The sequence below is a fragment of the Alkaliphilus serpentinus genome (genome assembly GCF_009017255.1).
Classification (GTDB): Bacteria; Bacillota; Clostridia; order Peptostreptococcales; family Natronincolaceae; genus Alkaliphilus_D; species Alkaliphilus_D serpentinus.
In genome coordinates this window covers 1-22,160 of sequence record NZ_WBZB01000025.1, presented here as the reverse complement: position 1 = coordinate 22,160, position 22,160 = coordinate 1, and the positions used below count along the sequence as shown (strand labels likewise).

The window sequence follows — 22,160 nt, the reverse complement described above, 5'->3', positions numbered from 1 at the left end:
CTAATTCCTTCGATTTACTCGAAGCTACCTGAATTCAACATTCAACATTCCTCATTCAACATTTGAGTTTATACGAAAGGCAGTTGTTTACTTTGACCATAGAATTATTAGCCCCTGCTGGAAGCTATGAAGCCTTAAAGGCAGCCCTCCAAAGTGGTGCCGATGCCGTATACCTGGGGGGACAAGCCTTTAACGCAAGGGCCTATGCTTCAAATTTTGATCGGGAAACCCTTAAGGAAGCTGTGGAATATGCCCATATCCGGGATATGAAGGTTTATGTAACCATTAATACATTGATTAAGGATTTCGAGATGAATCATCTATTAGACTATGTTGCCTATCTATATAGCATTGATGTAGACGCTCTAATCATTCAAGATATTGGGGTTCTTTCGGTTGTTTCTAAAGCCTTTCCAGACTTTGAGCTTCATGCCAGCACCCAAATGACCCTCCACAACTCTTATGGAGTAGAAATGGTGAAGGAGCTTGGGATTAAAAGGGTGGTTTTGGCTAGGGAGGTTCCTCTGAATGAAATAAAAGAAATTCATCGAAAAACTGGCGTGGAGATAGAGATTTTTGTTCATGGAGCCCTTTGCGTATCCTATTCAGGCCAATGTCTAATGAGTAGCTTTATTGGAGGAAGAAGTGGCAATAGAGGTAGATGTGCCCAACCCTGTAGAAGATCCTATCAGCTACTATCCGCTAAGAAATCAACAGAAAATGCTTATCATTTAAGTATGCGAGACTTAAATACCCTTCAGCAGTTGGATCAATTAATAGACAGTGGAGTTTCATCCTTAAAAATAGAGGGAAGGATGAAGAAGCCTGAATACGTGGCTTCTATTGTAAGGAACTATCGAAGGGCCATAGATGAGTATTTAAAAGTCGGAAGTCTTCATAAAAACCCAAAGGCTGAAGCTGAAATGGAACAAATCTTCAACAGAAAATTTACCAAGGGCTATATATTAGGTAGCTCCTACCAAGAGGTTATCAACACCGAAAAGCCTGGTAATAGAGGGGTTTTCATAGGAAAGGTGAAGGCCCTTAAGGGAAGAAACAGAATTTCCATCCTATTGGAAAAGCCCTTATCAAAGGGAGATGGAATAGAAATCCATGGAGCAGAGAATATCGGTGGCTTAATTTCTGCAATATACATAAATCAAAAACAAGTGGAAGAAGGAAAAGCCGGCGATTTAGTTGATATAGAAATAAAGGGTAACATGAAGATTGGAGATAGGGTATTTAAAACCCACGATGTTCATCTGATAAAGGAGCTTCAGGAAACCTATAGAGATGAAGGGAAGAAAATCAAAATCAGTGGAGAGGCAACCATCACCTTGGATGAAACCATGAAGCTGTACATCTGGGATGATGCTGGTAACACCCTCTATAAAGAATCCAGCTTTATAGTTGAAAGGGCAAAAAATCAACCCATAACTGAAGAAAGGGTGAGGGAAAACCTAAATAAGCTAGGAAATACCCCCTACCTATTTAAAGAACTCAATATTCATCTAGAAGAGGGTGTTGCAGTACCCATATCTGTCATTAACAGCCTCAGAAGAGAAGCAATTGATGAGTTATCTAATATTAGAAAAAACAGAAATAAGAGAAGGAAAGTGGAGGCTGTTGAATTTATATCCCATAAAAGTGAAGGCCTCAGTCTTAAAGCTTCTCCTGATATAGCAGTAAGGGTTGACAATATCGACAAGCTACAGGCTTTACAGGATCATAGAATATCTAGAATCTACTATGGAGATATTAATACCCTACTGCAGGCCAGCAACCATTGTAAGGAGGAGGGGTGGCAGATCTATTATCGAAGCTCCAATATTATGCGGGAGGAAAATAACAAGGAATATATCAATAAGATTAAAAACATAGACATCGATGGGATTATGGCTGGTGATCTAAGTGGAATCTATATTGCTACTAGAATCCTTAAGATACCTGTAGTTGCCGATTATACAATCAATCCCTTCAATAGCCCCTCCTTAGAGGTATTAAAGGCTTGGGGAGTAAAGGGAGTGGTATTATCACCAGAATTAGATTTAAAGGGTTTAGGTAGTATCAGTCTTCCCGATGGAATAGAGGCAGAGGTTATGGCCTACGGCCGACTACCTGTAATGACTGTTGAATATTGTCCCTTGGGGGAAGGAAAGGAATGTAACAACCTTTGCCATAGCTGTAGCATAAAAACCTATAGCTATAATTGGTATCTAAAGGATGAAAAGAAAATCGACTTTCCCTTTGGAAAGGACAGCTGGGGAAGAACCATTATATTAAATTCACAGCCCCTTTATATGCTTGATAAATTAAAGGACCTAAAAAAACTTAAACCAGCTCCCTTAAACCTCAGTATAACCACTGAATCACCTCAGGAAATTGGTCAACTAATGGAAGCAGCCTTTGATAGTAGCGGCGATAAAAAGCCAGCCTTTATTAAGGAATTCACCAGAGGACATTATTATAGGGGAGTGGAATAGAAATAGGAATCAGTGAAGAATAAAGGTTTCAGAAAGTAGAATTATAAGTAGCAATTACCATCTGACATAATCAGATTGTTTTTGGGTTTGGGAGGCATTTTGCCCAGTCTATGGGTTCTTCTACAACTTACCTTAAATTTTTACAAATACAATGTTATAATAATAGAAGGTTACTAATTTAAACTAAGCTATAGCTTAATAGCTTATGGATAAAGTAATTAATTATAGCACAATGAATTATATAAGGAGCAATTTTATGTCAATAAATGAAAAGGTTTTAAAACCAATAATTGAAACCAAATATCTCACTACTGAGAACTCTTGGCGATATAGGAGCATCATACGCACCTTTTACATGCAATACCAAAAAATCAAATATTGGATGTATAAAGAAGAGGTAATGGAAGAGCTGAAACTATACCCTTATTTTAAAGAGTATTCTATGGATCAACTGAAGAATGACCTAGATGCACTGGTGGAGTGGGGAAACCTGATGCCAATGCAGGATACTAAAAAGGCTAAGACTGTTGAAGAATTTAAAAATAAACAGTTCCGATATAAATTATCAGAGTACTCGGTAGAGATAGAGCGCATGACAGTAAAGCTAGAAAACCTCTTTGTTGAGGGAGCCTCTCTAGAGCCCTCCTTGCTAGAACGAATAAAAGAGCATCTTATGAGGATAACTACCCTACTGGAGGCTGATGATTCAGCAGTTGATTTATGGTGGAGAGATTTAAATAGTGATTTTATTAGGCTAAACCAAAACTATCAGGATTATATAAGGGATCTTTACAGCATTAAGGCAGAAGAAATGATGAAAACTAGGGATTTTATGGTGTTTAAGGATAAGTTCATTGCATATTTAAGAGATTTCGTTAAGGGTCTGCAGCAAAACACCTATGGTATTGAGGAAATATTGATGAAGCTAGATGAAGACATGGTAACAAAGCTTCTTAAAAAGGTTTTCCAGTATCGACTGACAATACCAAGAATAGATAATGAAGCTCCTTTAGAGCTCCAGTGGGAAAGTATTCTAGGAAGATGGACCAACCTTAAGAATTGGTTTTTGGGAACTGTAAATGATGTAAGTGAGGCCTCAAAGCTATTCGATATGACCAATGAAATAATAAGAAAAATAACCCGCTATGCCGCTCAGATTGTTGAAAGCAGAAACAGCGCAGCTAACAGAAAGGAAGAATATAAAAAACTTTGTCAGATGTTTTTAAACACAAAAGCTATAGAAGAGGCCCATAATCTATCATCCCTTGCCTTTGGCATATTCCAGAGCAGACATTTCAAGGGGGATATTGAAAGAAAAACAGAAAGCATAAACAGCGGGGTTTTCGATGAAGATCCAATGATTTTAACCATTAAGCCAAGGATAAGACATTATAAAGAAAAGAATTTAAGAAATAGTATTCCTGACAACAGACAGAGGAAAAATCAAATGCTGCAGAGGATGATACAGCTGAGACAGCGGGAAGAGGGAATAATAAAGCTTTACATAAAAAATAATGAAATATGCTTTGAAAACCTACCAGTGATTCCTGCCTATGTAAGAAATACCCTTCTAGCTTGGCTAAGTAAGGGAATTTCAAATAAATCCTTAAGAGGTAAAACAGAAGTAGGAACATCCTATCAAGTAATTAAGCCGAAGGATGATAAGAGATGTATATTAAATTGTGATGATGGTCAGCTGGAAATGCCTGCCTACACCATTAAGTTTTATGATGAGAAATAGATTAAGGATCTTTTTTGCTTTGTTTCTGAACAGCGAAAGGAATTGATAAAAGTGAAAGAATTAGAAACCCTATTGGAAAACTATTGGATAATTAAGGAAGGCAATAAGGAGCTCTACTATCAGCTGAAGGATTCATTGACGGCCATAAAGCCCCTTATTGAAGAAAAGCTTGGTTACCAGTTAATAGTTAATCCCTACTTGATAAAGCTAGAAAAGCTACCGGGGAAACCAGAGCCATGGATGGGGATAGATGCCTTTGACAGTAAGGTTGAGTATGGGTTGTTATGTCTAATGCTGGTTTTTCTAGAGGATAAGGGGGCAGAGGAGCAATTTGTATTATCGGAGATAACTGAATTCTTACAGGGTACTTATCCAGGGGAAGAAAAACTTGATTGGACACTATTTCATCACAGAAAGGCCCTTATAAAGGTAATATCCTTTATAGAAGAGATGGGGTTAATTAGGAAAAATGATGGAGATCAACAGCAGTTCATTAACCAGCAGGATGTAGAGGTGCTATATGAAAGCACAGGGATTTCTAGATATTTTATGAGGCACTTTTCTGGCAACATTCTAAATTACAATTCATGGCAGGATATTGATGAAAAGGAATGGTTGGATTTAGATAAAGAAAGGGGAAGAGTCAGAAGAAATCGTGTTTACAGAAGGTTGATAATGTCTCCTGTTGTATATAATGAAGGGCAAGAGGATTCTGATTACTTATACATTAAAAATTACCGAAATATGCTGCAGCAGGATATAGAAAAATACTTAGACGCTGATTTTCATCTTCATAAAAATGGTGCCCTACTTATTCTTAGACAAAACCAGCACTTCAAAGACACCTTTCCCAACACAAAAACCATTTCCGATATTGTTCTGTTGGTTAACTTTGAAATTGTAGAGAACATAAAGGGTGGAGAGCTTACCATAAAAGAAGATGACAGAATACTTACTTCTGCTTCAGCCTTTGAAGGTCTGGTGGATAGGGTCAGAAGAAAATACAAAGAGGGCTGGAGCAAAATATATCGAGAAATGTCTCCATCAAAGCTATATGATGAAGTAACCAGCTATATGGAAGGCTTTCAAATGATAAAACTAGAAAAGGAAACAAAAGAGGTTATTATTATGCCGATAGTAGGAAAAATGATCGGAAAGTATCCTGACGATTTTCTTAAAGGGCTTGAAATTAGAGAGGATGAAACTGATAATGAACAGATGGATAATGAACCGAATGGGATTAATAAATTTCTGGTACTATGATAAAGAAGAATTCCAGTTTTCCGATGGAAAGCTCCTTCTTAGGGGTGCCAACGGTTCGGGAAAATCTGTAACCATGCAGAGCTTTATCCCTTTATTGTTGGATGGCAACAAAAGTCCAGAAAGGCTTGATCCCTTCGGCTCTAGGGCTAGAAAAATTGAAAACTATCTTTTGGGTGAAGAGGACAATAGAGAAGAGAGAACAGGCTATTTATATCTTGAGTTTAAAAAGGAAGAGTCGGACAACTATCTTACAATAGGCTTAGGGCTAAGGGCAAGAAGGGGAAAGCCCATGGATTCGTGGGGTTTTTCAGTAACAGATGGTAGAAGGATCGGTAAAGATATAGCTCTCTATAAAGAAATGGGAGAGGATATACCTTTAAGCAAAACAGAGCTAAAAAATAAAATAGGCGATGGAGGGGAAGTAAAGGAAGGACAACAGGATTATATGAAGATGGTGAATAGACTCCTTTTTGGTTTTGATCAGGTGGAGGAATATGATGAGCTAATAAAGCTACTAATTCAACTAAGAACCCCCAAGCTATCAAAGGATTTTAAACCAACAGTAATATATGAAATAATGAATAATTCTCTGCAACCTCTATCTGATGATGATTTAAGACCAATCTCAGAGGCAATAGAAAACATGGATCAGGTTAAAAGCCAGCTTGAAACCCTACAGGCCAGCTATAAGGCTGCAGCTAAAATAAAGGATTCCTACGACAAGTATAATCGTTATATGCTGATGGATAAATCAAAGGAATTGGTTAAATCAAAGACCCTTATGGATACCCTTAATACCCAGAATAAAAGGATAATAGAAGATCGCAATAAATTTTATAATCAGTTTATTGAAGCAGATAAGAAAATCAACAGACTTAAAGATGAGTTAGAGCTAACAGAAGAAAAGGAAAATGAGTTAAAAAACCATGACAGCTTTAAATTAAAGGAACAGATTACTGCTATTGACAATCTTTTAATAGAACAGAAGGATGAAAAAGAAAAAAAAGGTAAAATGCTGGATACAAAAAACAGCAGTGAAAGAAGCCTTAATAGAACTCTAAAGGATACCCAAGGGAAAATACAACAACAGGAAGACTCCATTATCAATATTTTAAGCCTAATGGATAGTCTTGCCAAGGAATTTTACTTTGACGAACAGGTCTTCTTCAATGAGGAGTTTACAAAGAGTTTAAAGGATCCCTTTAGCTTTACTTATGTAAAAAATCAGATAAAAAACTACAGCAATAAAGTGATTAATGGCTGCAAGCTCCTACAGGATGAAAAAAATAACATGCAGTTTTATGATGAGGCCTATGGACAGCTGGAAGGCCTAAAGAAAGAAAGGGAAACTATAGTCAATCAATTATATAAGGCAGAAGGTCTTTTAACAGAAACAAGAGATGAATTTGTTGAAAAAATGTATCAATGGGATAAAGAAAACAAAATATTGAAAATGCCAAGGGATATTCTGGTGGAGTTAACCAACAAAATACATTTATATGGAGAAAATGTCAGCTATGATGACATTATAAGTATAGTAAGAAAGCCCTTTAATGAATATGAAGGAAAGCTGAATGTAGAAAAATCCTGCTACATAACAGAGAAAAATCAGCTTAATGAGAATTTGAAGGAGAAAAAATTAGAGCTTGAAGAATGGAAAAACAAGAAGGACCCAGAGCCCCCCAGAGAAATTAAGGTAGTAAGGAACAGAGAAAGGCTTGCAGAAATGGCTATACCCCATATTCCCTTTTACATGGCTATTGATTTCAAAAACCAAGTCCCTGATGAAATAAGGGGAATACTTGAAGAGGCTCTAATGGATATGGGGATATTAGATGCGTTAATAATACCTCAAAGATTCAAAAAAGAAGCCTTAAGTATTAATAAAGACATGGCAGATAAATATATTTTTGCCAATCCCCAATATCTAAAACATGAACTTTCACAATTATTAAAGGCAGAAAAAAATAATACCAATGGAATAACAGAGGCGGAAATTGAAGGAGCTTTAAAAACCATATTACTAGATTCAGAAGAAGAGGGATGCTTTATAAACGAAGAGGGACAGTATGGCATTGGACTATTAAGAGGTAAGGTCACTACCCAGTACATTCCCAAATATATAGGTGCTCATGCAAGAAGACAGCATCAGTTTCAGAAAATAGAAGAAGTTACATTGGAAATTAATGAAATAAATGAAAAAATTCAAGTAGTAAATAGATCTATAGAAAACATTGAAGAATGTTTGAAGCTTCTTACAGAGGAATACAACAATTATCCATCTAAGGAGGATATTGAAACAGCCTTAAATGAGGTAAAGAAGACCCGTCTTCTATTTGAACAAAAGGATGAACAGATTGTAAGGAAGGAAAAGGATGTAGAGAATAAGTATAAAAATTGGCAAAGCAGTAGAGCTGCAGTACGAGAGGCTACTAAAGGGCTGAGTATTCCCTTGAGGCTAGAAGATTATGAGGCTGCAAGGGAGGACTCAGAAGCCTATAAAGAGGAATTAAATGAGTTAATAAATCAGCATATAAGGCTGGTGGAGTTGGTATCCCAAAATAATCTTATAAATCAACAATATGAGGAGATTTTACAAGACATAGAAAATTTACTATATGATTTTAATAATATCGATAGAAGCATTAAAATCAATAAAGAAAGATTGGAAAATTACAATAAACAGCTTAACCTTACCGATTATGAGGAAATAAAGAAGGAAATAGAAGTATGCATCGAAAAATTAAAGAATCTGCCTGTTGAAATAGAAGATCAGATCACTTTAAGAGAAGAAGGAAAGGCTAATTATAAGCAAAAGGAAAATGAGCTGAAGGACATAGAAGAAAAAATAGAGACACAGGAAAGGCTCTATAACATCAATTATATAGGCTTTAAGAAGGAACTGGAGTTGGGATACGTTTATGAGTCAAGGGAAGAGAAGGATTTAAACAGACTAGCAGAAAAAGTTTATGAAGAGCTAAAGTCTATAGATAAAGTAGGTAAAGATAAGGAAGGTTTTTCATCTGATTTGCAGGAAAAGCTTCATATAAATCGACAGTATTTGGTAGAGTATAACATGATGATGGATTACACTAGCACCTCTATCAATAGAGAGCTAGAGGATGAGCTATTATGGCAGGTAACTGGAAAGCAAAGGAGATTAGAAATAAAGGGCAGAATTCAGGGGAAGGAAGTTAGCTTTTATTCCCTTATGAGCTTTATTGAAGAATCTATAGAAGAAAATGAAAAACTACTGAAGGAAAGCGATAGAAACATTTTTGAAGACATTTTAGTAAATACCATAGGTAAAAAGATTAGGGCTAAGATTTATAACAGTAGAGAATGGGTTAACAAGATGAATCAACTCATGGAATCTATGAATACCTCCAGTGGCTTAGCCTTTAATCTAAGCTGGAAGCAGAAAGTTCGAGAAACAGAAGATCAACTGGATACGAGGGAGCTTGTAGAGCTCTTGAAAATGGATGCTAATATGCTACGTTATGAAGATTTAAATAAAATTTCTATTCACTTCCGATCAAAAATCACAGAAGCAAGAAAACGTACCGAAGATTCAGGAAGCCTTCAAACCTTCCACAGCATAATGAAGGATATACTTGATTATAGAAAATGGTTTGAATTTCAGCTCCTCTACAAAAAAACTGGAGAAAATAAAAAGGAGCTTACCAACAACGCCTTTGATAGATTCAGTGGTGGTGAAAAAGCAATGGCAATGTATGTACCGTTATTTTCTTCGGTATATGCTCGCTATGAAGGAGCAAGAAAAGAATCCCCAAGGATCATTTCCTTAGATGAGGCCTTTGCAGGTGTCGATGAAAACAATATTAGGGATATGTTCAGGTTGTTGGAAGAACTAAAGCTTAACTTTATCATCAATTCTCAGATACTATGGGGAGACTATGACACAATATCGTCCCTTGCAATCTGTGAGCTAATAAGGCCTAATAATGCCGACTATGTAACTGTAATACGTTATCACTGGAACGGAAAGGTTCGAGAGTTAATAGTAGAAGAGGATTTATTTGAAGAGGAGCTTGAGGATGGAGATGAAAATATTGCTTAATCAGTGTGTAGATTATTTTAAGAGCAATATAGGGTATAGAAGATTGTTTTATAAAATACGAGACAAATACTATTCCTTAGGATCCATGGGGGGAACGGTGGTACTAACCAATTTAGCCAATGAAGAAAAGGAAGCTCTGTCTAGCCTCTTAAGGAAAGACTTTAGAAAGCAAAAATCAGCATCCATTAAAGTGGAATCCATTCAGAAAGCATTGTCAGGAACAAAATTTGAAGAGCTTAAGCTGCAAGATATAATAGAAGCTTATTTTAATGAAGAATTAATATACAAAAAAGATCAATTTAATAGCTATAAACAAGAAAGAGAAAAATTTTTTGCTGATCTAATTGACAACGTCCAATATTCAGACTTTGCAAAATGGTTGAATAAACAGCTTGCAGAAAAGAAAAATGGATATAGAATTCTCATTTCAAGATACGACTCAGACAAAAGCAAGCTAAAGAAGGATTTGTTGATATTAGCTGAGGCAATAAGGGCTTTACCTGTTTTTACAAATAATAAACAACGCTTGGCCTTTTTTTCATCAAGCATAAGCAAGAATCCCCATACCTTTGATGACGGAACCGACTGCAACAAGCTGTTAACCTACACATTAGCAGATATATTAAAATCAAAGCTACCCAATAATGCTGAGGAAAAGGCTGAGCTTTTTTATGAAGCTGGAATTATAAAGGACGACATATCTAATTTCACCACTTTGAACGGACTCATTGCCTTTACCGATAGCAATATTCATAAGGGATGGGAAGCCTTCTATCAAAGGGGAGAACCAATGCAAATCAATCTCTGGAACTTATCAGAGGTTCAAAAAATAATCAGTCCCTCCGGCAAGGTATTTGTTGTGGAAAATCCAACAGTTTTCAGTGGAATTCTTGACGAATTAAAGGACTGCAGGCCACCAATAATATGTACCTATGGGCAAATAAAGCTTGCATCACTGATGCTTCTAGACATTCTCGTAGAATCAAATACAGAAATCTACTACTCAGGAGACTTTGATCCAGAAGGTCTATTAATTGCAGATAAGCTAAAAAATAGATTCACCAACAATTTACACCTATGGAATTATTCACAAGAAGATTATATAGGCTCGTTATCGAATCATGAAATTAACCAAAATCGTTTAAATAAGATGAAAAAATTAAAGGATAATCAATTACAGAACATCGCCCATAAGATCCAGAAAATAAGAAGGGCTGGATATCAGGAGCTATTGATCCATAAGTTGAAGAGGGATATAATGGTACACTTAATTAAGTAGATATCAATGTAAGGGGTGATTGTAATGTATTATAGAAATCTAGATACACCATGTATAGTGGTAGACTTAGATAAGCTGGAGAAAAATATTAATTACATGCAGAAATTGGCTAATAGCCATAACCTAGAGCTATGGCCCATGATCAAAACCCATAAAAGCCAATATATTGTTGAAGAGCAGCTGAAGGCAGGGGCAAAGGGTATCCTGGTAGCTAAGCTTTCGGAGGCCGAAAAGCTGGTAGCGGCAGGGGTTAAAAGGGTTATGCTGGCCTACCCCATAATTGGAGAAAATAAGCTAGAGAGGCTTTGTAAGTTGGCTAAAGGGGTGGAGGTTTACTGTAGTGTCGATTCTGTTGAGGCTGCAATAATTTTAAATGAAAAAGCAAAGGAAAAGGACTTGGTCTTTAATACCATCATCATTGTTGATAGTGGTCTTAGAAGGCTAGGGATACAACCCCATGAAACAAAGGGGTTTTACAATAGAATTAAAGAGTTGAAAAACATTGAAATAGTGGGGGTGGCCACCCATGGAGGTCATGTCTATGGAGCAACAGATAAAACTCAAGTTGATGCTGCTGCCCAGCAGGAGGTTTCTTCAATAAAAAATGCAGTAAACCAATTGGAGGAGATAGGGGTAAGTTGTAAAGTAGCTGCTATCGGTTCAACACCCACCATAAAGGCCCTAAAGGATTTTGAAGGAATCAAGCAAATAAGGCCTGGAAATTATGTTTTTCATGATACAGTTCAAATGGCCCTAGGAGCTGCCACCGAGGAAAGCTGTAGTTTGTCGGTTCTGGCTACTATTATCAGTATACCTGAAGGAGGTAGGGCTGTGATGGATGCCGGAAGTAAAATATTATGCTTAGATGCTGGGGCCCATGGAAACGATCATATAAAGGGCTTTGGAAGAATCAAGGGATATCCGGATATTGTTATAAAGGGGTTATCAGAGGAGCTGGGGCGTTTGGAGTACAACCCAGAAAGGGTGAAGCTTGAAATAGGTCAGGTTATAGAAATTATACCCAACCATAGCTGCACAGTCGTAAATACTGCCGATAAGCTATATGGCATAAGAAATAATCAACTGGAAAGGGAAATTGAGGTTACTGCACGAGGAATGACATTTTAAGCTGATAGGGGATTAAGATATATGAAGCTAATCATGAGGACAATGTATCAATATGTTGGTGGATATATGATTAAGTGATTGACAATAGCCACATTGTGGCAATAGGGGGAGGTTTGGCAGCTGTAGGATTAAAAAAGTCAATGGAAACTTTAGGCCTTCCCTTGTAATTGCAGGGATGGCATCTAGCCTAACTAGTATCGCATTTGACGAGATTATATATGGTGTCGATAATCCCGATCATTGGCAATTTCAGTCGAACAAAAAATATCGAGCCAATGATAGGAAGTTGGATAGTGATTAGCGGTTTACCCGGATTTCACTAGGAATTTTGTTAAAGTGCACTAATAAATATAAAATAGTTATATATTTTAAATTATATTATTATTTTGTTGTATATTGAAATTTATATTATAATGAAATTAATCTATTTTAACCATAACTTATGATGTATTTAAATTTAATTAATATGAAAATTATTATGATCTTTAACCTCAACATAAGATGTAACAGGAAGAGACTAGAAATTAGTCTCTTCAAATTAATCACCATAATACTCATTAATAATTATTATTATCATTAATTAATATTAAAATTATTAATTAAATAATATTGACATATACTAATTTTAATACTATAATTTTAAATAGATGGGATATTTTACAAAGAGGTGGTGGGAAATTGAAAGTATATGAGCTTACACTGAAAGTATATTTACTTAAGGACATATATCAGGGACAAACTCTAGAGAGAATTACAGAAATAATTGATAGTTCTCTAATTTCTACAGAGAATTTTCGAAATTTTCACAATAGTAAATCTTTTAAACATTATACCTTCAACTCATTCTATAGGCTGGAAGAAGACCAGGTCTATAAGGCAGGAAAAATCTATTCAGTTAAGATTAGGACTGTAGACGAAATGTTGGTTGAGCATTTTAAAAAGAATCTTGCTAATGCATACACAGAATACATTAAAGGGCTGACACTAGATTGTAGGATTCTGGTAAAAAAACATATTGAAAAGCTATATAGCATAACCCCATCTATTATTAAAACAGATCAGGGCTATTGGAAGGGTCACTTATCAATTGAGGATTATGATCGGCGCCTACGAGAGAATTTAATCAAAAAATATAACCATTATTTCAATACCAAGCTTGACGAAGATTTCGAGTTATTTTACAGAATAGAGCTTAATAACCATAAGCCCATAGGTTCATCCTATAAAAACGTTAAGCTTTTGGGAGACAAGCTTACATTATATGTTGCAGAAAATAAAATTGCTCAAAAAATTGCATATTTTTCATTAGCAAGTGGAGTAGGGGAGATGAATTCTCGAGGGTATGGTTTTATTAATTATAAATTTCTTTAGTCAGGGGGTGAGGTATTGTTATTTGATGCAGTTAAGATTTTCGAAAAGGTATATAAAGAACATGGGGACGATTTAATCACGGATTCTTATATACCTGCCGATGGAGAGTACATCATAGTTGATCCCTATCAAGATGATTTCACAATTACTAATCGTATTCATATTAAGCTAAACAAAAAGACAAGGACAATAGACTTTACTATTGATGATATTGAGTTTATACAAAAGGCAGATTATTTAAGTCGATATTTAGATTCTAATAAGGCATTGAGTGATAAAAACATTCATAGTAATAACTATTTAACTTTCTTTGTAAAAAAAGAAAACCTACATAATGGCAAAATGACTAATGAGATTATCGAAAAATACTATGCTACATTAAAAAATCCTTTTATCAAATATTCAAAACCAAAATCGAAGAAACTGTATTTGTCCATTCAAGAAAAAATCGGACAACCTGATATTGAACAAATCGAAAAAATAGAAGCTTGGATCAAAAATAATATTTTTAATCTAACAGATAAAGATACTAAGGATAAAACATATTTAAAGATCTTTTTCAAGTATGATTTATTAACCTATCAAAGAGAAAGTGAAAGGTACATATTGGCTAACATTTATAACAGTACCGATTATAACGAAGTCATTGGCGAGAGAACATATGGTTTACCAAACGACAATATGGGATTGAATGCTAAAAAGCCTTATTTGGAGAATAAAACTAGAAAAATTACAGTACCTTACTTACTTTCTGTTGAGGAAGTTTTGATGCAAAAGAAATTTTTTGACTTTCTAGCCAATCTTGTAGCGGTTAGTAAAACCAATATTTATGTGGATGAAAAGGGAATCAAAGCCTATACAAACGATGAAATCCCTATAGAGGATTTCTGTGGCTACTATTTAAGAGTAAAAAAAGGAAAAGAAATAGAAATACATGATTTTGATACCATTGGGCTTTATAAAGCAATAATTAAGCCATTAGATTTAGAAAATGTACTATGTCTAGAAAAATCAAACCTACAATATAATCGGATTCATAAGCTATCAACACTTAAAAACATAATCAATGAAATATTCTTCAGTAAGTTTTTAACAACAAACTATTTTACAGATGCTAAGGATATAAGAATAAATGATAATATTCTAAAAAGGAACTTATTACTTTCTAGAACCGCTTTATTTACTTGGTTTTATAAGGGGAGTAATCAAAATGCTTGGAAAATCCTTAATAATAGTAGCTTAGAATTGATAAAAGGCTCTATCAAGAATGGATATTTGTTAAAAGCCAGTGATCAATTTAACCTAAGATGTGCTTTAAAAAAATATTTTGAAGGGGGCGATAATATGGGTGATATTTTAATAGATGTGAAAAATAAATTAAGGAGAAAGATTAATCAAAATAGCACTGCAACGATAGAAAATGACAATGAATATAATTTTGCTGTTGGACAACTTACCAGTTATTTTATCTCATTAAGTAGGTCAAAAAACAAGGTACATTCTTTAGCTAACCCAATTATCAATGCAAAGTCGGATGAAAGAATAAAAGAAGAGCTAAAAAAACTTTATAAAAAATACAATTACTCAATCAATACAAGTTCTACTCGTTTTAAAAATTTGTTTGCGATGGTTTCATCTTATGAACCAGAGGATAAAAATAATGAGGATTTAATCATAGCAGGTTATTTGCATAGTAACTTAATTTATGAAAAATCTGACAAGGGGGAAGGGGAAAATGAATAAAAGGGTATATGGTATCCTAGGCATTGTTTCTAGAATGAGCAACTGGAATGCAGACTTTACAGGCTATCCAAAGACAACCTCCAGTGGTGAAGTATTTGGTAGCGATAAAGCATTTAAGTATCCAATTAAAAAAATGTGGGAGCAGCAGGGCAGAAAGGTTTTATATTTAAAGTCTCTAAAATTAAATGAGAGTAAAAAAGGAGAAACAGAACTGATTCCAAGATCTTTAAAGGAAAGGTATGAACATATTTTTGATGTAGAGGACTTAAAGAAAGAAAAGGATAGTAAGGCAGTCTTGAAAAATCTATTTATGGCGATAGACGTTAAAAACTTTGGAGCTACCTTCGCGGAGGAAGGAAACAACATTTCTATAACAGGAGCGGTACAAATTGGACAAGGATTCAACAAGCATTGTGAAACCAATGCAGAAGAACAACAAATCCTTTCGCCCTTTAGAGATGCGTCTAAAAAAGAAGGGAAGGACAATGAAGAAAAAGAAGATGCTAAAGCATCTACAATTGGAACTAAGATTGTTAGTAATGAAGCCCACTATTTTTATCCCTTTGCAATTAATCCAGCCACTTATGATGAGTTTAAAAGCCTAGGAGTAACTGGTGGATATACAGAAGAAGACTACGAAACGTTTAAAGATGCTTCACTTGTGGCAGCTACTTCTTTTAGTACCAATGCTAAAATAGGTTGTGAAAATGAATTTGCATTGTTCGTTGAAACAGATAGAGATATATATCTTCCTGACTTATCTCAATATATAGAATTTCAAAAGGAAGAAGGGAAGAATACTATATTACTAAAATGTGATGAACTACTCAATGATCTACAAGATAAAATTCACAATATTGAAATATACTACAATCCTTATACTACAGTCCTTGAAGGAAAAATTAAAGGGGCTAAGAAAATGAACATTTTTACTAAAAAAGAGGTGTAAGAATGAAGGCTTTAAAATTTACTCTAAGTGGAAAAACAGCTTTTTTTAAAAAACCAGATGTAAATACCTATTATTATTTCACTTATGGTAATATTCACAAAATAGCTTTATTGGGTATTTTAGGTGCTATCCTTGGCTACAAAGGATACAATCAACAAGTAGAGGAGAATAAGGCAGTCTACCCTGAGTTTTATGAAAAACTTAACGATATCAAGCTCAGCATAGCACCTAAAAACGAAAAGGGATATATACCCAAAAAAATGCAGATTTATAATAATTCTGTAGGATATGCTTCGAAGGAACAAGGGGGGAATCTAATTGTGAAAGAACAATGGTTAGAAGAACCTAAATGGGATATATACGTTCTGATTGAAGGAGAAGTTACGGAAGAATTGGCAAAAAGGGTAATAGAGAGGAGGTTTCAATACATACCCTACTTAGGAAAAAATGATCATATGGCTAATATTACCAATATTAAAGTGATAGAAAATATTCAAAAAATGGCTAATGTGAATAAGGTGGACAGCCTGTTTATAAAGGATAAATTTGAAATGCAAACCATTGAAGCGGATATCTTTAACATAGATTTTGATTGTGCACCGATTTTTAAATATCAAGAAATGTTGCCGATTGCTTTAGAAAAAACAACTAATAAATATGAACTCGAAACATTTTTGTATACGAATGCTTCATTAATACCCAAGGGGAATCTACTGGTATATCAATGTGAGGAAAATACATTATACTTTTTTTAAAATCAGGAGGGGCAACCCTCCTATTATTCAATTATAAGGAGGTAAGTATGTATTTTGATGGTGTTGAAAAATTTGATTTAGATCAATTTATTGTAAATAATGAACAAATTTATGCCCATGTAATTGATGACAGAAAGGAAACCTTGAAAGAACATGTTGAATTAACGACTATGTATTTACAAAGAATTATTAAAGAAAAACGCTTGGATAATGTTTTTCTGAACCTTGAAAACCAATTATGTAAAGATTTGAGCAATAGGGGGATAGATGTATACAGAGAAATGTTATTGAACACAATCTATATGCATGATGTTGGAAAAATAAATTGTAATTTTCAATTTATTAAGATGAAAAACATAGCTTTTAAGGAATTCTATGGTATAAACTTTAACAACTCAAATCATTCTATGCTTTCGTCTCTTATTTATATTAATCATTATTTTAGTAAGATACAGCAACATACGATAAAAGAGGATCAAGCAATACTTGTTATATTTATGCTATTAAACGCCTATGTGATTTCGAAGCATCATGGTAAACTTGATAGTTTTGCTGAATTTAAAAGCAAACTCTTAGAGGAGGACGGAGAAGGGTATAGGCTATATACAGAGGAAAACAGAATATATGATGAGATTTATAAGCAGCCAATACTATTTAATGTAGAAAATAATTTTCTAAAGCATATTTTTGTAAATGTTAACAAGAGTTTGAATGATAAAGTAGCACAAGAAGACTCTATGCATTTTTACATATATAATAGGTTTCTGGCTTCTTTATTAATATCCTGTGATTATTACGCAACATCACATTTCAAAAACCAAAAAGAAATAAGTAATTTTAACGGAATTCGAGATATAGACTTTTTCTATCGGGTTTATAAAAACACTGAATTGTATAAGAGTATACGTATGTATGAGATGGAGCATTATCATAAATCAAAAGAATTTTTTGGTGTTACAGATATCAATATATTAAGAAACGAATTATTTCTAGAGACTGAAGAAAATTTACGTAAAAATTATGATAATAACATCTTTTATTTAGAAGCTCCTACTGGTAGCGGAAAAAGTAATGTTAGCATGAACCTAAGTTTTAAACTTGCAGAGTTACATCCATCTTTAAATAAAATATTTTATGTATATCCTTTTAACACACTCATTGAGCAGAATTTGAATACCCTTAATAATATCTTCGGAGAACATTCTGTGCTAGAGGATATTGCTGTTATTAATTCTGTAGTCCCAATAAAAACAAAGAGAAAAGTGGATGGAGAAGATAGCGATGTAATAAAAGATGATTATGAATTATCTCTTTTAGATAGACAATTCCTACACTATCCAATGGTGTTAACTACTCATGTGAGTATATTCAATTATTTATTTGGAACTTCAAAGGAGAACTTATTTCCTCTCTATCAGATGGCAAATAGTATAATCATTTTAGATGAAATACAAAGCTATAAAAATAGTATATGGAAAGAAATTATCACTTTTCTAAATTACTATTCAGAAGCGCTAAACATCAAACTTATTATTATGTCAGCCACATTGCCTAATCTTAACAGACTAATAGATAAAGAAACAGATACCATAAAATTAATTGAAAATAGGGATAAATATTTTAGTAATCCAATATTTAAAGATAGAGTGCAATTAGATTTTTCCTTACTAGACTCTGAAAAGAATTCACAGGAAGAAATACTAAGTCATTTACTGGACAGGTCTAAAAAAACCAAAGGTAATATTTTAGTTGAATTTATAACCAAGAAGAGTGCTATGACATTTTTCAAGAGACTAAAGGAAGAAAATGAACTATTAGAGGGTTGCATTAAAAAAGAAATAGTGCTTATTACAGGAGATGATAATAGCATTGATAGGAACGCAATCATAGCAAAGGTTAAAACAAGTAAAAACATTATCCTCGTAGCCACCCAGGTGATTGAAGCAGGCGTAGATATTGATATGGATATGGGTTATAAAGATATATCAATGCTAGATGCTGAAGAACAATTCCTAGGTAGAATTAACCGATCCTGTAAAAAGAAAAAGTGTAAGGTATACTTCTTCAATATTGACTCTGCTTCGAATGTTTATAAGAATGATATTAGGAAAGATAAAACTATTAGCTTAACCAACCAACATATAAGAGATATTCTTATCAATAAGAACTTTGAATTATTTTATGATGATGTGTTAAAAAGATTAAAAATACAATCAAGTAAATTAAATCAAAATAACTTTCAGAATTTTATCAATGTAAATGTCAGAGGATTAAATTTCCAAAAAGTTGAAGAAAAAATGCAGCTTATAGATGAACATTACAAATATAAAGTATTTCTGAGTAGAATTATTCAATTAGAATATAACAAAGTTCTAGATGGAGAAGAGGTATGGAAAGAGTACGTTTCCTTGCTTAAAAACAACTACTTAAGTTTTGCTGAAAAAAAGGTAAAACTATCTAGAATAACTTCGAATCTCAATTATTTTATCTATCAAGTAAAAAGTGATGATTTTACCTACGAAGAAAGGGTGGGTGATATCTTTTACATTGCTGATGGAGAAAAATATTTTACAGATGGAAAATTTGATAGAGATAATTTTAATAGGGGAATTGGGGACTTTATATAGGAGGGGTTATGAAAGTTAATGGAACGTTGATAAATTATTTTTATCACTGTAAAAGACAGTGCTGGTTGCATGGGAATCGAATTAATTTAGAAGATAATAGCGAAGACGTAAAGATTGGGAAAGCAATTCATGAAGTAAAAAAGCAAAGTAACAAAACCACCGAGATTAGTATTGATAATGTGAAAATAGACAAACTGACCGAAGAATACTTGACAGAGGTCAAAAAGTCCGACGCTGACATAGATGCTGCAAAGTGGCAGACGTTATTATATTTGAAAGTTCTAAGAGACAAAGGAATTGAGAGAAAGGGGAAGCTAGAATTTGTAGAAAAGAATAAGAGTACAAGTACAATTATTGTTGAATTAGATGATAAAAGATTAACAGAACTTCAAGGAGTAATAAAAGAGATTGAAGCGTTATTACTAGAAGAAGAAGCACCAAAGGTAATTAATAAACCAAAATGCAAGAAATGTGCATACTTTGAATATTGCTACATATAGGAGGGTGACATGGGGAGTACGAGATATATAACGTCAATGGGAGAATTAACCAGGAAAGACAATTCTTTATGTTTTAGAAAGAACAATAAAAATGTCTACATACCAGTAGAAAATACAAGAGAAATCTACTGTATGTCTGAGGTAAGCATTAATAGCAAACTTTTAGATTTTATTTCTCAAAACAATATAATTATTCACTTTTTCAATTATTATGAGGGATATAGTGGTACATTTTATCCTAAACAGAAATATAATAGCGGCAAAATACTTATAAAGCAAGTAGAAGCCTATAATACTAAACGTCTTATAGTGGCTAAAGCGATTGTACAAGGTATTGCAAACAATATGTATGAAGTTTTATATCACTACTACAAGCATAATAAAAAAGAGGTTAAAGGTACAATTGACTGGATTAATAAAGATATACAGGGGCTCATAGAAAATGCAGAAAATATTCCTCAGACAATGCAGGTTGAAGGGGAACTATGGCAAAGGTTTTATGGTGAATTTAAACATATTTTATTAGAGGATTTTGTGATGAACAAAAGGGTGAAAAGACCACCTGATAATCCTATCAATGCTTTAGTGTCTTTTGGCAACACATTGCTATATGCAAAAACAATAACCGCTATATTTAATACTCATTTAGATCAAAGAATCAGTTTTTTACATGCCCCCTCAGAAGGTAGATTTTCGCTAAGTTTAGATCTTTGTGAAGTTTTCAAACCAATACTAGTTTTTAAAACAATTTTCGAGTTAGTTAATAATAGAAAAATACAAGTAAGTAAGCACTTTGATAAAAAACTGAACTATTGTTTATTAAATGAAGAGGGAAGAAAACTTTTTATCTCAGCTTTTGAGGAGAGACTTGAAAGTGTATTCTTTCATACCAGGCTTAAGCGTAAAACCAGCTATAAAACAGCTATAAAACTGGACTGCTACAAACTGATTAAATTTATCCTAGAGGATGTAGAATTTAGACCTTTTGATTTAAGGGAGAAAATGTAAATGAAAAAAGATTATAACTACAATTATACATTTCTCTTTTATGATGTTAATGTTAAAAGAGTTAATAAGGTTTTTAAAGTGTGTAAAAAGTATTTGTCACATTTTCAAAAATCTGTATTTAGGGGAGAGATAACCCCCTCTAAATTGATGTTATTAAAGAGAGACTTAAATAAAGTAATAGATCGAAAGGAGGACTTCGTATGTATTATAAAACTTATGAATGACAATGTTTATGGTGAAGAAATATTAGGGAATAAACAAAACGATACTGGAGAAGATTTAATATTATAGTCTAATGAGCAAATAGTATTGTTTTAGTTTTACCAAGTGACTTATTTGATAATATTCTTCAACACAACTATTTCTAAAGATTATAGTGCTTATTTTACGAATTTATTAATTCTATAGATTTACTTGGTAAAAAAGCTGCATATTCTTGTAATTTAAGGGTTAAAGATGAAAACTCCACTAGAAAAATGGCTTCTTTTCAGTAGCTGAACCTCAACATTGGATGTATTTAAATTCTTGCTTAGTATTCTCGTTCTGCGGAAGTCATAGGCTGAACCTCAACATTGGATGTATTTAAATATTTGCTACTTTCCTTAGTACTATCTTATTATACGCTGAACCTCAACATTGGATGTATTTAAATGATTTAAAATCTATACAATCAGATAAATCAACACCGGCTGAACCTCAACATTGGATGTATTTAAATTCCCTAACTTGACATGGTACAGTATCCCATTCCAAGCTGAACCTCAACATTGGATGTATTTAAATCCTTTTTTTATTACAGATATGGCCGCAACAGGTGATGCTGAACCTCAACATTGGATGTATTTAAATACAACTCTAGACGATTACCACAATGCCATATACGGGCTGAACCTCAACATTGGATGTATTTAAATTTCTAATAACCATAAAAAAGAGATAACTTTAATAGTGCTGAACCTCAACATTGGATGTATTTAAATATTTAGTTGTAGACCCTTGGCCACGCATCTTGCTTGCTGAACCTCAACATTGGATGTATTTAAATTATTCCAAGTTTCGACTTGGTAAGAATTTTTTCTCGCTGAACCTCAACATTGGATGTATTTAAATCCCTTTACAACCTCAACAATGCCATAGTAGCTGCCATGCTGAACCTCAACATTGGATGTATTTAAATTTAGATTTGTTCCCCCTTAATCATTTGATTTAACAGCTGAACCTCAACATTGGAT

The 22,160-nt window shown here is 33.7% G+C and carries 14 protein-coding genes and 1 CRISPR repeat array; all 14 genes read left to right on the top strand.

The window, feature by feature from the left end; translation table 11 throughout:
- Nucleotides 1-92 precede the first annotated feature (92 nt).
- The 14 genes from F8153_RS08365 to cas2 all read left to right on the top strand — a co-directional run bounded on the left by F8153_RS08365 (nt 93) and on the right by cas2 (nt 21,219).
- Nucleotides 93-2,483: a U32 family peptidase gene (locus F8153_RS08365; protein WP_151865906.1), complete on the top strand. Its 2,391-nt coding sequence runs from the start codon at nt 93-95 to the stop codon at nt 2,481-2,483.
- Between the two features lie 256 nt (nt 2,484-2,739).
- Nucleotides 2,740-4,224: a TIGR02677 family protein gene (locus F8153_RS08360; protein WP_151865905.1), complete on the top strand. Its 1,485-nt coding sequence runs from the start codon at nt 2,740-2,742 to the stop codon at nt 4,222-4,224.
- A gap of 51 nt (nt 4,225-4,275) precedes the next feature.
- On the top strand, nt 4,276-5,487 hold the full coding sequence (locus F8153_RS08355; RefSeq protein ID WP_151865904.1) for a TIGR02678 family protein: 1,212 nt from the start codon (nt 4,276-4,278) through the stop codon (nt 5,485-5,487).
- Nucleotides 5,435-9,568 (top strand): TIGR02680 family protein, encoded by a 4,134-nt coding sequence (locus F8153_RS08350; RefSeq protein WP_192929727.1) that lies wholly within the window; start codon nt 5,435-5,437, stop codon nt 9,566-9,568. The genes F8153_RS08355 and F8153_RS08350 overlap by 53 nt, the downstream gene beginning before the upstream one ends.
- Nucleotides 9,546-10,847, top strand: coding sequence for a TIGR02679 family protein (locus tag F8153_RS08345; RefSeq protein WP_151865902.1), 1,302 nt, complete (start codon nt 9,546-9,548; stop codon nt 10,845-10,847). The genes F8153_RS08350 and F8153_RS08345 overlap by 23 nt, the downstream gene beginning before the upstream one ends.
- Before the next feature lie 24 nt (nt 10,848-10,871).
- Entirely contained in the window at nt 10,872-11,975 is a 1,104-nt protein-coding gene (locus tag F8153_RS08340; protein ID WP_151865901.1) for an alanine racemase, read from the top strand.
- 678 nt (nt 11,976-12,653) lie between these two features.
- A complete protein-coding gene (gene cas6, locus F8153_RS08335; protein ID WP_151865900.1) occupies nt 12,654-13,346 on the top strand; it encodes a CRISPR-associated endoribonuclease Cas6 in 693 nt (230 codons plus the stop codon).
- A gap of 15 nt (nt 13,347-13,361) precedes the next feature.
- A complete protein-coding gene (gene cas8b, locus F8153_RS08330; RefSeq protein WP_151865899.1) occupies nt 13,362-15,089 on the top strand; it encodes a type I-B CRISPR-associated protein Cas8b/Csh1 in 1,728 nt (575 codons plus the stop codon).
- Nucleotides 15,082-16,038 (top strand): type I CRISPR-associated protein Cas7, encoded by a 957-nt coding sequence (locus F8153_RS08325; protein ID WP_151865898.1) that lies wholly within the window; start codon nt 15,082-15,084, stop codon nt 16,036-16,038. The genes cas8b and F8153_RS08325 overlap by 8 nt, the downstream gene beginning before the upstream one ends.
- Before the next feature lie 2 nt (nt 16,039-16,040).
- Entirely contained in the window at nt 16,041-16,793 is a 753-nt protein-coding gene (cas5b, locus tag F8153_RS08320; RefSeq protein ID WP_151865897.1) for a type I-B CRISPR-associated protein Cas5b, read from the top strand.
- A 47-nt stretch (nt 16,794-16,840) separates the two neighbouring features.
- A complete protein-coding gene (cas3, locus tag F8153_RS08315; protein WP_151865896.1) occupies nt 16,841-19,420 on the top strand; it encodes a CRISPR-associated helicase Cas3' in 2,580 nt (859 codons plus the stop codon).
- An 8-nt stretch (nt 19,421-19,428) separates the two neighbouring features.
- Nucleotides 19,429-19,920 carry a CRISPR-associated protein Cas4 gene (gene cas4 / locus F8153_RS08310; protein WP_151865895.1) on the top strand — a complete coding sequence of 164 codons (492 nt, stop codon included), beginning with the start codon at nt 19,429-19,431 and terminating at the stop codon, nt 19,918-19,920.
- A gap of 9 nt (nt 19,921-19,929) precedes the next feature.
- A complete protein-coding gene (gene cas1b, locus F8153_RS08305; RefSeq protein WP_151865894.1) occupies nt 19,930-20,928 on the top strand; it encodes a type I-B CRISPR-associated endonuclease Cas1b in 999 nt (332 codons plus the stop codon).
- Entirely contained in the window at nt 20,929-21,219 is a 291-nt protein-coding gene (gene cas2 / locus F8153_RS08300; protein ID WP_151865893.1) for a CRISPR-associated endonuclease Cas2, read from the top strand.
- Nucleotides 21,220-21,421: 202 nt separating this feature from the next.
- Nucleotides 21,422-22,105: a CRISPR direct-repeat array (repeat unit 30 nt; unit sequence GCTGAACCTCAACATTGGATGTATTTAAAT).
- Nucleotides 22,106-22,160: the final 55 nt, after the last annotated feature.

What these genes read in the sequence shown, in the direction of transcription:
- F8153_RS08325 (WP_151865898.1), top strand. Translation starts at nt 15,082, where the DNA reads ATGAATAAAAGGGTATATGGTATCCTAGGCATTGTTTCTAGAATGAGC.
- F8153_RS08345 (WP_151865902.1), top strand. Translation starts at nt 9,546, where the DNA reads ATGGAGATGAAAATATTGCTTAATCAGTGTGTAGATTATTTTAAGAGC.
- cas4 (WP_151865895.1), top strand. Translation starts at nt 19,429, where the DNA reads ATGAAAGTTAATGGAACGTTGATAAATTATTTTTATCACTGTAAAAGA.
- F8153_RS08350 (WP_192929727.1), top strand. Translation starts at nt 5,435, where the DNA reads ATGAACAGATGGATAATGAACCGAATGGGATTAATAAATTTCTGGTAC.
- cas2 (WP_151865893.1), top strand. Translation starts at nt 20,929, where the DNA reads ATGAAAAAAGATTATAACTACAATTATACATTTCTCTTTTATGATGTT.
- cas3 (WP_151865896.1), top strand. Translation starts at nt 16,841, where the DNA reads ATGTATTTTGATGGTGTTGAAAAATTTGATTTAGATCAATTTATTGTA.
- F8153_RS08360 (WP_151865905.1), top strand. Translation starts at nt 2,740, where the DNA reads ATGTCAATAAATGAAAAGGTTTTAAAACCAATAATTGAAACCAAATAT.
- F8153_RS08340 (WP_151865901.1), top strand. Translation starts at nt 10,872, where the DNA reads ATGTATTATAGAAATCTAGATACACCATGTATAGTGGTAGACTTAGAT.
- cas5b (WP_151865897.1), top strand. Translation starts at nt 16,041, where the DNA reads ATGAAGGCTTTAAAATTTACTCTAAGTGGAAAAACAGCTTTTTTTAAA.
- cas1b (WP_151865894.1), top strand. Translation starts at nt 19,930, where the DNA reads ATGGGGAGTACGAGATATATAACGTCAATGGGAGAATTAACCAGGAAA.